We start from the raw sequence: 13,855 nt of genomic DNA, 5'->3' as shown, positions 1-13,855 counted from the left end.
GGCCACTGGCCGAGGGGGCATATGATGAAGAGGTGCATTTATTCAATAGCCGCTGTCGGCATCCTGATGCTGCTGGCCTCGCCGGCGAGCGCCCAGGACTACCGGGCTCGAGTGCAGGGCTCGGTGCAGGACGAGAGCCAGGCTGCGCTGCCGGGCGCCACCGTGACGCTCGTCAACGACGCCACAGGTACGAAGGCGTTCAAGGTCAGCGACGCACTGGGCCGCTACCTGTTCGACTTCGTGGAGCCTGGCACCTATACCGTCTTCGCGGAGTTGACGGGATTCAAGAAGGCCGAGCGCACGAGCATTCGAGTTCAGCAACGCGGTGACGTGACCGCGAACCTCACGCTGCAGATCGGGACGTTGGCCGAGACGGTGACGGTCGTTGCCGAAACGACGCAGGTCCAGTTGAACAGCAGCACCGCGCAGGTCACGCTGGAGCGCCAGCTGATCGATCAGGTGCCGCTGGCCGGGCGCAACCCGTACAGCCTCGCCATTCTGGATCCGACGTTGAACCCGGGCGTCGGCACCACCGCCAACGAGAACCGGCCGTACCACCACGCGTTCGCGAGCGACTACGACGCGGGCGGCGGCACGCGCCGGGGCAATGACGTGATGCTCGACGGCGTGCCCCTCGGCTTGAGCTACAAGACCGCCTACACGCCCGCGATGGACGCCGTTGAGGAAATCACGGTCTCCAAGACCAGCGTGGACGCCGAGAACGGCCACAGCCTCGGGGGGATCATCAGCCTGAGCATGAAGTCGGGCACGAACGTCCTGCGCGGGTCCGGCTACGCGTTCTTCCGCGACCCGAGCATGAACGCGCGGGCCGACCCCACGATTGCCGTCACGCCGGGCCAGGACATGAGGGCGCTGCGAGGCACGCAGCTCCAGATGCTCGGTGCGACGCTGGGTGCGCCGATTCGGAAGAACAAACTGTTCAGCTTCACGGCCTACGAGCACTGGAACGACAAGCGGCCGATTAGCTATGTCAGGACCGTGCCCACGGAGGCCGAACGCAAAGGCGACTTCAGCCAGTCGGTGCTCAACGGCAAGGTGCGCTCCATCTACGATCCTTTCTCGTCGGTCCTCAATCCTGTGACGGGCAAAGTCGTGCGCACGGCGTTTATCAACAACGTCATCCCGACGGCGATGCTCGACGCCACAGCGCTCAAGATGTTGCAGGACATGCCGCTGCCGAACGTTCCGGGCAACGTCGACAATCTGCAGTACAGCGTCTACGACCAGACGAAGTACTGGAACCTCTCCCAGCGCGTGGACTGGAACATCACCAACAACTGGAAGGTGTTCGTCCGCTACGGCCAGTTCAAGGCGAATCTCTACCAGCAGAATCCCACTGAGGCCGGGTTCTTTCCCTTGTCGGGCAGCAACCGCTACGGCCTGAGCATCGCCGCGGACTCGGTGTGGGTGATCTCGAACAAGCAGACCCTCAACGTGCGCGGCAGCTTCAACAACTTGACCGATGAGTTCTACAATCCGTCGCTCGAACTCGGGGCGGACGGACTGAAGAACTACTGGCCCACTCCCTGGTACTCGTCCCTCTACAACAGCGGCTACGTGTACTACCCGGCGCTCGACGTGGTGTCGGGCACCAGCAACACCGTGACGACCAACCGCCTCGGGCGCCAGGGCCGCGAGTGGTGGCAGCATCCAAAGTCGTGGGTGGCGTCGGCCCGCATGAACTGGTACGAGGGCCAGCACAACATGAAGTTCGGCGGCGAGGTGCGTTCGTACTTCGGGAAAGCCGCGCGATTCGAGCCGATCAACCTCACGTTCAACTCGGCGCTGACCGCGAACAGTTCGGACAGCCCAGACATCGTGAACTCCGGCAACCAGTGGGCGTCGTTCATGCTCGGGGCCCTCGACAGCGGGACCAGCGCCCGACTCGTGCCGCTGCAGACGCCGGACCTCCGTGGATATGCCGCGTATGTGCAGGACGACTGGCGCGCGAGCAGCCGTCTCACGCTCAACGTGGGTCTGCGCTGGGAATACGAGCCCGGCCCGACCGATGCGAACAACCGTCTGTCGGTGCGCTACGATCTCACGTCGCCGATCCCCGAAATGCAGACGACGCCACCCACCATGAACGCGCAGGCCCTGGCGCTCATGGCCAGCAAGGGGTACAGCTACAGCTACACCGGGGCCTGGGTTTTCGCCACCAAGGACAGCCCCAACGCGTGGCACGCGACGTGGAAGAACTTCCTGCCGCGCATCGGCCTGAATTATCGGCTGCAGGGAGAATCGGTCCTCCGGTTTGCCTACGCGCGTTACATGCGGGCCACCAGCGACGTGCGGGAGACACTGGGCGATTTTGTCAACCAGTACTCGGGATTCGCCCAGACCACGAACACCCTTGGCCTCGCCGTCGGCGTACCGCAGCAGACCCTCGCGAATCCCTACCCGGCGAACAACCCCGTGATCGAGCCGTACGGTCAGGCCTACGGCCGCTATACGAATCTGGGTGGCGCGATGAGCCTCGACCAGTATGAACAGCGGCCGCAGATCAACGACCGTTTCAATGTCTCGTACCAGCGCAGGGTCTGGATGGGCATCATCACCGACATCAGTTACTTCTACAACCGCGGCTCGCGCGTGCCGTACAACCTCAACCTGAACATGATGAACCCCGCGTTCAGGTACGAGCAGAAGACCGTCCTGAATACCCAGGTGCCCAACCCGTTCCGCAACTACCTGACGGTCGACAAGTTCCCGGGATCCCTTCGCAACACCGCCAACGTGACCCTCGGCAGTCTGCTCGTGCCGTACCCGCAGTACGGCACGATCACGCAGACCAATACCAACGGCAATCTCGCCAAAACGCACACGTTCGAGATGCGCCTCCAGCGGCCGTTTACCAAGGGCCTGAGCTTCCTGGCCTCGTACGCATACAACAACGAGAAATCGCAGCAGTGGTTCGACGACATCGCCAACTACAAGGTGCTCACCAGCGGTGGCAAGGACGGCTGGGAGTGGCGGCCTGTCGCCGACGTACCGCGCCACCGCTTCACGGCGGCCGTCACGTGGCAGTTGCCAATCGGCAAGGATCGCCAGTTCCTGACGACCATGCCGACGGCCCTCGATTGGGTCATTGGCGGCTGGCAGTACACCGCCGCCCACCGTTCCTACTCGGGACGCCCGCTGCTGTTCGCCAACAGCTACGTCGTGAGCGGGAACCCCAAACTCGACAAGCCCACGCGCAACCAGTGGTTCGATACGAGCATGTTCGCCGTGCTCCCCGACGCCAACACGCCGCGCACCAACCCGTGGTCCTACGCGGGGCTCAATGGGCCGGGGTGGAACGTCACTGACATGACGCTCACCAAGACGTTCAGCTTCGGGTCGAAGTACCGGCTCGAGGCCCGCATCGAGGCCTACAACGCGTTCAACGTCATGATCTGGGAAAACCCGGATGTCGTCATTTCCAGCGCAACGTTCGGCAAGGTGACACGCAAGCGCGTGGATGGCAATGGCCGCGAGCTTCAGGTCGGCTTGCGGTTCATCTTCTGATGGTGTCCTGATCCGGCCGAGTCACCGTTCCCGGGAGCGTCCGGAGCGCCCTGGGATCGGTGAACGCCCTTCCCGCCGTGTGCCTGTATGAACCGACGAGCCGTCCTGCGCACTCTCCTCACAGGCGTCGGCGCACTGGCCGGGGCGGGATTCGTGCCACGGCCCGGGTTCGCGGGATCGGCCCAGTCGAGCGCCCCCGTGGCCTCGACGGCGTCCGGCCGGATCCGGGGGTTCGTCGACACCGGCATCGCCGTCTTCAAGGGTGTCCGCTACGGCGCGGACACGGCCCCACGGCGTTTTCTCCCTCCCATGCCGCCGGTTCCCTGGATCGGCGTGCGCGACGCGCTGGAGTTCGGACCGGTGGCGCCGCAGCCGACTGGAGAGAAGAAATGGGTGCTGGGTGAAGACTGCCTGCACCTGAACGTCTGGACGCCCGGCCTCCGCGACGAGGGCAAACGGCCGGTGATGGTCTGGTTCCATCCCGGTGCGTATTCCAGCGACACCAGCAATCGCATCGAGACCGACGGCGTCCGCCTGAGCCGGCGCGGCAACGTCGTCGTCGTGACGGTCAATCACCGGCCGAACGTCTTCGGCTACCTCTACCTCGCCGAGTTCGGTGGGCCGGATCTCGCCGACTCGGGTAACGTCGGCATGCTCGACCTGGTGCTGGCGCTGAAGTGGGTCCGCGACAACATCGTGGAGTTCGGAGGGGATCCGGGCAACGTGACGATCTTCGGCCAGTCGGGCGGCGGGGCCAAGTGCGCCACGCTCATGGCGATGCCAGCGGCCGCGGGGTTGTTTCACCGCGTATGGACGATGAGCGGCCAGCAGATCACCGCGAGCCGCGTGACGACGGCCAGGACCCACGCGTTGCAGTTGATCGAGGCGCTGGGGATCCGGGACCGGATCGAGGAACTCAAGTCGCTCCCGATGGAGCAACTGGTGAAGGCGAGCCGCGCGCCCCGGTACTTGGGTCCGGTGAAGGACGGACGTTCGCTGTCGAGGGATCCGTTCGATCCGGACGCGCCGCCGCTCTCGGCGCGCATCCCCATGGTGCTCGGCAACACGCGCGACGAGACGCGAACGCTCATCGGCCGCGGCGATCCGTCGCTGTTCGAGTTGAGCTGGGAGACGCTGGTGCCCAGGCTCCAGGCCAACTCGCCGTTCATGGGGGATCTCGATCGCGCGCAGGTCATCGCGACCTACCGGAAGATGTACCCGACGTCGTTGCCCGCCGATGTGTTCTTCGCGGCGACCACCGCGTCTCGTTCCTGGCGAGGCCAGGTGATCGAGGCAGACCGGCGCGCCGCGTCGGCCGAGAGCGCCCGACGCACGTGGGTGTACCAACTTGACTGGAGAACGCCCATTGATAGCGGCAAGTGGAAGGCGCATCACGGATTGGACGTGCCCCTGGTGTTCGACAACGCGTCCCTGGCGCCTCAGATGGTTGGAACCGGCCCCGCTGCAGAGCGCGTGGCCGATCAGATGAGCGACGCGTGCATCGCGTTCGCCCGAACCGGCAATCCCAACACCAGGGCCATCCCCGCTTGGCCGACGTTCGACCTCTCGCGGCGTGCCACGATGGTGTTCGACGAGATCTCGAAAGTGGTCGACGATCCACGCGGCGGCGAGCGCCGGCTGTTCAGTCAGGTGCCGTACGTCCAGCCCGGCACGTAAGGCGCACCCGCCGGAGGCGCGCTGAAGGGAGCCTTGTCATGACCGCTGTCTGGCTGCGCCGATGCGGGCTGGCCGGTATCCTCGTCTTCCTGGCCGGAATCGGCGGCGGTGCCCAGTCGCCGGCGCCGGGCCTGCTCTTCTACCTGTCGGCGAGCCACTCTCTGACCGCCGACTGGGCGGCTGGCGGAGATCCCGAGCCTAATTTCGCCACCGACGTCAAGGTCGTCGCTGATGGCGCGATTGGTCCCGGCCTGGAATGCGGACACACGCAGGTCTTCTCGTACCGGGCGCCGGGCAACATCTATGCGGAACGCGGCACGCTGGCGTTCTTCTGGCGCTCGCGCGAAGTGGTTGCCGGGACGCCGTTTCCCGTTTTCCGCGTCGGCTACGGCGATCACTCCAGCTGGGACATGACCTGGATGCGCATCGATTACAACGGCAGGCCCGGCTTCGACGCCTTTGTCACTGACGCGAGCCTGGCGCGCACGCGAGTGTCGTACGCCATGCCCGGGTTCCCCGGTCCGAAGCAATGGGTGCACCTCGCGCTCGCGTGGGACGAGACGCGCGGCATCCGCTTCTACGTCAATGGTCAGATGGTGGCCAGCCAGGACGGCCAGGCCATCTTCTCGGCTGCCCTCGACCAGTTCGGCCCGCACTCGCGCGTCATCAGCCCCTACCAGGTGCAGAGTGCGTACAACTTCGTAAGAGGCGGCGACATCGACGAACTGCGTATCTACGACCGGATGATCGGCGACGACAACGTCGCGGCTCTCGCGCGCGGCGACGCCCCTGGCGCCATGCCCCCACTCAACCGGACGCTCGGCGAGCGGCAGTGGCGCGACGAATGGTGGTTTCGGTACGGGTGGAACCGCGTCGGCGACCCGCCGCCGCCGCTCGACACGAAGGCGGTGCGCATCAGGAAGGTCGAGATCCACGACGTCTACGACGTGAAGCGCTGGTGGTGGAAGGGCACGGATGGCATCCGTGAGACGACTTGGCCGGGCGTCTACAATCGCTCGCGCCTGCCCGGCCGCAACGACTACTTCCAGCTGCCCGACTGGGACTGCTACTCGGTCTCTGGTGAGTCCGTGCAATTTGTGATGCCGGACGAGCCTTGGAACCACCTCGAGATTAGCGGTGCGGCGTTCGGACCCTTCACGCTCGTGCCCTCGGGCGTCATGCCTCCGGACCCGACGGCCCCCCTGCCCGCCGGGCGCCCGGTCGAGGTGACGCCGCTCTTCGAGCGGCCGAAAGGGCAGGAACGCACGTTCCACCTGCTGGAGCGGCCGGTGACAGGCAAGCAGATACGATTCACAAACGTCGAGCGAGAGACGCCCATTGGCGAGTTCGCCGCCTACTACGTGACGGCCGGGAATGAGCCCGAAGGGACCGCCGTTCTGAGCTACCGGCTTACGGCCCGGGCCGAGCCTCGGTACCCGAGCGTGCAGGAGGCCCTGACGTTCATCAACGGACGCTACCCGACGGACGCGCGCACGACGATGGTGGGCCTGCCGGCAGGGTCGGGTGTGCCGCGGATCAGTCGGGGGCCGCAGCCGGCAGGTCTGCCCATCGTGCACATCCTCATCCCGTCGGATTTCAGGGACGCATCGTTCGGGGCCTGGCGCGGGAACAACTCGTACACGTGGACAAACCTGGATGGTGGCCTCGACGGCATCGCCATCGATCTGCCGCCCTTGAACGTCTTGCCCACACACGGGGAGCTGTTCCCGATCAATATCTCGGTGAGAGACCCGCTGTGGCCGCTGCGTTCGATGCTCGACTTCAGCTTTTCGGTGAAGCCTGGCGAGGCCCACACGCTGTGGCTGGATCTGCGGGATCGCATCCTGCCCCGCGGTGCGGGCTTGTACCTGACGATTGCGGCGGCCGGCGGCGACTTCGGGCCCGCGGCGCTCGAAGGCGCCGAAGTCCGGCTGATCTTCAAGCCCGCGAAGGAGGCGAAGGTCGAGCACGTGCTCGACCGCTTCACCCAGGTCCGCGACAACTTCGCGCACATCATCGAAGAGCGGCCCAACACGCGCCGACTGTCGCTCTACACCCGTTTCGAGACGGATCTGACCGATCTGTTGGCGGTCGACCCCGAGAACCCGCGCGGGCGCGAGTACTGGTACGAGTACAACCGCGAGCAGCCACGCCCCGAGATCCCGTTGTCGCCGACGCCGACAGGCACGCCGCGCTGGGCTGCCCGTCAGGTCGAGTACCTGAGGTACGTGAAGAGGTTTGTCAACTGGTTCATCGATCACCGTCAGCTCGCGAACGGGGAGTTCGGCGGCGGCTTGTCCGACGATGGTGACCTGACGAACTGGTGGCCGGGCACGGCGATGATGGGAGTGGCGCCGGAGCGGATACGCGCATCGCTCCTGCGCGAGCTCGACGCGTTCTACCGCCAGGGGATGTTCACCAGCGGCCTGTCCACGATCCAGACCGACGAGCTCCACAGTTACGAGGAGGGCATTCAGGTGCTTGGGCAGGCGCTCCTGCTCGACTTCGGCGGTCCTGAGAGTCTCGAGCGGGCGATGGAAACGGCCCGCGCGATCGAGGAACGGATCACCGCGGTCAATGCGGCCGGACACCGTCACATCACCTCGTCGTACTTCAGCGGCACGCGCGTGGCTACCGACGGCGTATGGGGTTGGTCCAAGCCCTCGTCGTACCTGATCCTGCATCCGGCGATTGCGCTCGTGGACTACAACGGTGCGCCGCGAGCGAAGAGATGGCTTGTCGAACTGGCTGACGGATTGCTGGCCCATTACAAGCCCGATGGACAGGGCGGCCGGGCACTGCGGGCCGCGGTGCGCTTCGAGACCGACGAAGATCAGGAGGCCGCCAGCTCTGACCGCACATGGCCGCTGCTGTGGGCCGTCTACCGCTGGACCGGTGACCGCAAGTACCTCGCCCCGATGCTCGACGCCGGCATCCGGGGCTTGCCGGGCATCGCAGCCAACGCCCTCGACCTGTTATCGCTGCGTCAGTCGATGGGACCGCAGATCGTGGCGGCGGCAAAGACCGCCGCAGATCCGTCGATTCAGCACCTGGCCTGGCAAGTCACCGGCGACCGCCGCTGGCTCGAATCGCTCTACGAAGATCAAATCCAGGCGGCAGCCGCGCGCGAGTACATCAACACGCAGGGGAGTCTTTGGACGGATCGATCGGCGATCAACCACTCCGAGTTGCAGCGTGCCCGGCTTGGCGGCGTGGCATTGACCCGCAATGCGTACGAGCCAGGTCAGGCGATCTCGTGGACGTTTTCAGGCCCGCGCGATGAGGAGCGCGTGGCCGTTCTCGTGCCGGATGCCACGCCGACGCACGTGCGCGTGGTGGCCTGGAACCTCGGTGCCGCGCCGGTGATCGCGCGCATGCGGGGCTGGGACATCGAGCCCGGATCATGGAAGCTGACCCAGGCGACTGGGCCGAACCCTGACGCGCTGCCAGGGGGCGACGCCACCCCGCGAGCGATCGAATGGGAACGGTCCGGCGAACTCGAAGTGAGCCTTGCGCCTGGAGTGGCGACGGTACTGGAGTTCGAACTCGTGAAGAAGGGTGTGCCGTACTGGATGCGTCCCGATCTGGGCATCGGCGAGAAGGACGTCCAGACGTCCGGTCGGCGAATGAGCGTGACCGTTCACAGCCTGGGCGCCGTAACAGCTCCGCCTTCGCGCGTGGTCGTTCGGAATCGCTTCGGTGCCGAACTCGCGCGCGGCCGGGTGCCCGCCATCAAGGCCCCCTCAGACATGAAGCCGATCACCTCCCTCGTGAGCCTGTCCTTGCCTGCCGACGCCAATCTCGATCGCGCAACCGTCACGATCGAGACCGACGCGAGCGTGCCCGAGATCACGCAGATGAACAACCGCGTGCGCCTGCCGCGCCCGCCGCCGGAGCCGGCCGTCAAAGAGCGGCCGCGCTCGGACCCGGCGCTCCGCGCCCCGGCCCTTCCGACGCTCTTCATCGTGGGCGACTCCACCGTGAAGAACCATGGAGCGGGCGACGGATGGGGAGACTTTATCGCGCCGTACTTCGATGAGCGCGGGATCCAGGTGCTCAACTGGGCCATGGGCGGCCGCAGCACCCGCTCCTTCCTCGAAGAGGGCCGGTGGGCCCGGGTCCTCGATCAGATGAAGACGGGCGATTTCGTACTGATCCAATTCGGTCACAACGATCAGAGCGAGATCACCACGGACCGGGGCACGCTCGCAGGTAGCGGCGAGGAGCGCGAGCGGGTCTATGCGGATTCGACCGGACGACCGGTCGTGGTTTCGACCTTCGGCCACTACCTCCGCCAGTACGTTCGGGACGTGCGGGCCAGGGGCGCGACGGTCATCCTCTGCACACCCGTGCCACGCAACTACTGGCTGGAAGACGGGCGGTTCAACAACGTGATGGCCGAGCACGCGGCGCTCGTGCGGAGGATCGCCGGCGAGGAAGGCGTGGGCGTCCTCGATCTCAACGAGACACTCGCGGCCAGTTATACGGCGCTCGGGTCCGTGACAGTGTCGTCGCGCTACTTTACGGCGGGCGACGACACGCACACGAACGGCGCGGGCGCGCAGGCGAGCGCCGAGCAAGTCGCGAAGGGCATTCGGGCGCTGGGCGGCAGTGGCCTCGCGGCGCACTTGAAGACTCACAGCCCAGTGCACCTGTGGAATGGAGGAACGCAGTGAGGATCGACCACCCATGTTCCCGCCCGGCGGCCAGACCGGTTCTCGTGCTGGCCGTCGCAGTCATGATCCTTCTGGGCGCCGGGACGGACCGCGCACAGCAGTCGGGCCGCTCCCAGATTCTCGACGCGATGAAGCGCGCGACGGTCTTCATGGTCGAGAAGGTCAGCACCAAAGGCGGTTATGTCTGGTCCTACCTGCCCGACATGTCGCGGCGCTGGGGGGAACTCGAAGCTCGCGACACGCAGATCTGGATCCAGCCGCCGGGCACGCCGACAATGGGCCACCTGTTTCTCGACGCGTATCACGCCACGGGAGACGAGTACTACTATCAGTGCGCCGAGAAGGTCGCGGGCGCGCTCATCTGGGGCCAGCATCCGGCGGGTGGTTGGAACTACCTGGTGGACTTTGCCGGTGACCGTTCGTTGCGCGACTGGTACGACACGATCGGGCACAACGGCTGGCGGCTCGAAGAGTTCCAGCACTACTGGGGCAACGCGACATTCGACGACGCGGGAACGGCCGAGGCCTCGAAGTTTCTGCTGCGTCTGTATACCGAGAAACGGAATCCAGCCTACAGGCCGGCGCTCGACCGTGCCATACAATTCGTGCTCGACAGCCAGTACCCCATTGGCGCGTGGCCCCAGCGGTATCCGCTCAAGTCGGAATTCGCGCACCATGGCAAGCCGGACTACACTTCCTACCTCACGTTCAATGACGATGTGGCGGCGGAGAATATCGATTTTCTCGTGATGTGTTACCAGGCGCTTGGCGACCCGCGCCTTCTCGATCCGATCATCCGCGGCATGAACGCATTTCTCGTCACCCAGCAGGGACAGCCGCAGCCCGGCTGGGGATTGCAGTACACCCCGGATCTGAAGCCGGTTGGCGCCCGTACCTACGAGCCGGACGCACTTGTCACGCACACGACGGCGCGGAATCTCGAGTTGCTCATTCAGTTCTACAGGCTGACCGGTGAAACGAAGTTCCTGGCGCGCATCCCTGAGGCGATTGACTGGCTCGAGCGTCTGACCCTGCCGCCAGGCGTGGCGCCGCAGGGCCGCACGCATCCGACCTTCATCGAGATCGGCACGAACAAGCCGCTCTTCGTGCACCGCGAGGGATCGAACATCGAGAACGGCCGGTACTATGTGGACGGCAACTCGGCGAACACGCTCGCGCACTACAGCTCGTTCCGGCGCATCGACATCGCGGGACTGAGGACGCAGTACGCCGCAGCGAGGAAGCTCCCGCCCGCGGAGGCGACCAAGGACTCGCCTCTCCGCCCTGGTGCAGGGCTGCGCCCGCTGGCGAGATACTTCGCTGTAGACCAGCGCACGAGCGCGACGCCGGAGTCAGTTATCACGAGCCTGAACGCCGAGGGCTACTGGCTGGTTCCGCTGGGGACAAACAGTCACCCGTATCGGGGTAGAGGGTCCACGACCGCGGCCCCGGGCGACTTTTCCAGGACACACGTCGGGGACGAAACCGACACTTCGCCATTTCCCGACGACAAGATCGTGGGGATCTCGACAGCCGCGTACGTGCGAAACATGAGCGTACTCATTCGCTCGCTGAACGGCGCGAAGTGAAGGACATGGGGGGAATCGCGCGTCGCATGGCATGGGCCGCAATCACTGCAATGTGGCTCGGATGGGGCGGGGCAGTGTGCCCCATGGCGCAGGTTGGGAGGCTTCATATGAAGAGCGCTCCTGTCGTCTGGTCTGTTGACAGTCTCGTGACGATCGGCGGTCAGCGGGTCACCGTGGTCGGCTCGCCTCGAGTGGTCGAGACGCCCGATGGCAAGGCCATCGAGTTCAACGGCGCGAGCGACGGCGTGGTCGTGGAGAACAACCCGCTGGCTGGCCTCGAACGCTTCACGATCGAAGTGGTCTTCTCGCCCGCGGCGGACGGCGGCGACGAGCAGCGCTTCGTTCATATTGAAGAGACGGGCACCGGCAACCGAGCCCTGATCGAGCTGCGACTGCTTCCTGGCGCGGTGTGGTGTCTCGACTCGTTCCTTCGCCACGATGACGCATCGCTCACACTTATTGATCGCGCGATGACCCATCGGTCTGCCAGTTGGCACGCTGCCGCGCTGAGCTTCGATGGGCAGACCATGGCCCACTACGTGGACCGAGTCCGCCAGGGCTCTGGCGCCGTCGCATTCAAACCCCTCGGCCCCGGGCGCACGTCAGTTGGAGTTCGCCAGAATCTCGTGTCATGGTTCAAGGGCCGAATCCGCCTCATACGTATCACACCGGCTGCTCTCCCACCCGAAGAGCTCCTCAGGGCCTCTCGGTGATCGCACGGATGGCTGCAGCCGTAAGCGGACGGATCGTGGCGCGACGCGTGCTGACCGCGCTTGCGCTGGTGGCGGTCTCGAGCTCGCTTCTCGTTCGTGGCGTTGCTCAGTCGCCGCCCGCGACGCTGCTCCAACGGCCATCAGCTGAACAGACCTGGGCGCGTGGTGTCGAGGGGCAACGCAAGGCGGATCTCGGCAACGGCACGTTTCTCAACCCGATCGTGGCGGGAGATCATCCAGATCCGTCGATCCTGAAGGACGGCAGCGACTACTACATGACGTTCTCGTCGTTCGATGCCTACCCGGGTCTGGTCATTTGGCACTCACGCGACCTCGTGAACTGGAAGCCGATCGGTCCGGCCCTCTTCACCAACGTCGGTTCGGTCTGGGCGCCAGACCTGGTGAAGCACAAGAACCGCTACTACATCTACTTCCCCGGCGTCGGGCCCTACCGGTCGAACTACGTGGTCTGGGCCGACGATATCCGCGGACCCTGGAGCAAGCCGATCGACCTCAGGATCGGGCGCATCGACCCCGGGCACGCGGTCGGTCCCGACGGCAAGCGTTATCTATTCCTGAGCGCAGGATATCTCGCGCCGCTCGCCGACGATGGGCTGTCGGTGACGGGAGAGGCGAAGAAGATCTATGACGGCTGGAAGTACCCCGAAGACTGGGTGGTCGAGGGGTTTTCGCAAGAGGGCCCCAAGATCATCAAGAAGGGCGACTACTACCACATGGTGCTCGCCGAGGGCGGCACGGCCGGACCCCCGACGGGCCACATGATCGTCTCCGCCCGTTCGAAGTCGATCGACGGCCCCTGGGAGAACTCGCCGTTCAACCCGATCATCCGGACACAGTCCGCGACCGAGCGCTGGTGGTCCAAGGGGCACGGCACGCTGGTCGAAGCCCCGGACGGACGCTGGTACATCGTGTATCACGCGTACGAAAACGGGTTCTACACCCTCGGCCGGCAAACGCTGCTCGAGCCGATCGAGTGGACCGACGACGGCTGGTTCCGCACGCTCGGGTTCGACGCCTCGAAACCGATCGCGAAGCCTGCCGGTTCAGCCGGCCCGCATGGCTTCGCCTTCACCGACGACTTCTCGACGGACCGGATGGGAGTGCAATGGAGCTTCTATAAGGGGACCGACACGGATCGGCAGCGCTACCGGTACGAAAATGACAGCCTGGTGCTGAAGGCGAAGGGCAAGTCACCGGCGGATTGCTCGCCGCTGTCGTTCGTCACCGGCGACCATGCCTACGAGATCGAGGTCGAGATCGACATTGACCAGGAGGCGACGGCCGGGCTGCTCCTGTTCTACAGCAGCCGCCTGTACGCGGGCCTCGGATTCTCGGCCAAGAACTTCTTCATGCACAGCTACGGGCTTGATCGCCAGCAGGGGAAGCCGTCCCACATAGGACGCCACCTCTTCATCCGTCTCCGCAACGACCGCCACATCGTGACGATGCAGTTCAGCGTCGACGGGCAGCGGTGGGAACGCTACGACCGCGGGATGGAACTGTCGGGGTACCACCACAACGTCGCGTACGAGTTTCTGAGCCTGCGGCCCGCGATCTACGCGGCGGGCTCGGGCGAGGTGCGGTTCCGCAACTTCAAGTACCGCGCCCTGCCCTAGGTTTCTCCACCTGTCGGGACTGCACGGGTCGAGTC

6 protein-coding genes are annotated in these 13,855 nt (G+C 65.4%); all 6 read left to right on the top strand.

Annotation, left to right across the window (positions count from 1 at the left end; genetic code table 11):
- Positions 1-21 precede the first annotated feature (21 nt).
- The 6 genes from NTV05_09285 to NTV05_09260 all read left to right on the top strand — a co-directional run bounded on the left by NTV05_09285 (position 22) and on the right by NTV05_09260 (position 13,820).
- On the top strand, positions 22-3,528 hold the full coding sequence (locus NTV05_09285) for a TonB-dependent receptor (GenBank protein ID MCX6544594.1): 3,507 nt from the start codon (positions 22-24) through the stop codon (positions 3,526-3,528).
- An 87-nt stretch (positions 3,529-3,615) separates the two neighbouring features.
- Positions 3,616-5,205, top strand: coding sequence for a carboxylesterase/lipase family protein (locus NTV05_09280; GenBank protein ID MCX6544593.1), 1,590 nt, complete (start codon positions 3,616-3,618; stop codon positions 5,203-5,205).
- 38 nt (positions 5,206-5,243) lie between these two features.
- Positions 5,244-9,881 carry a GDSL-type esterase/lipase family protein gene (locus NTV05_09275; protein ID MCX6544592.1) on the top strand — a complete coding sequence of 1,546 codons (4,638 nt, stop codon included), beginning with the start codon at positions 5,244-5,246 and terminating at the stop codon, positions 9,879-9,881.
- 62 nt (positions 9,882-9,943) lie between these two features.
- On the top strand, positions 9,944-11,470 hold the full coding sequence (locus NTV05_09270) for a pectate lyase (GenBank protein MCX6544591.1): 1,527 nt from the start codon (positions 9,944-9,946) through the stop codon (positions 11,468-11,470).
- A 107-nt stretch (positions 11,471-11,577) separates the two neighbouring features.
- Entirely contained in the window at positions 11,578-12,183 is a 606-nt protein-coding gene (locus NTV05_09265) for a LamG domain-containing protein (GenBank protein MCX6544590.1), read from the top strand.
- A gap of 8 nt (positions 12,184-12,191) precedes the next feature.
- A complete protein-coding gene (locus NTV05_09260) occupies positions 12,192-13,820 on the top strand; it encodes a family 43 glycosylhydrolase (protein ID MCX6544589.1) in 1,629 nt (542 codons plus the stop codon).
- Positions 13,821-13,855: the final 35 nt, after the last annotated feature.

The sequence above is a fragment of the Acidobacteriota bacterium genome, assembly GCA_026393755.1.
Lineage (GTDB): Bacteria > Acidobacteriota > Vicinamibacteria > Vicinamibacterales > JAKQTR01 > JBAXOX01.
This window is presented reverse-complemented; position numbering and strand designations above follow the sequence as displayed.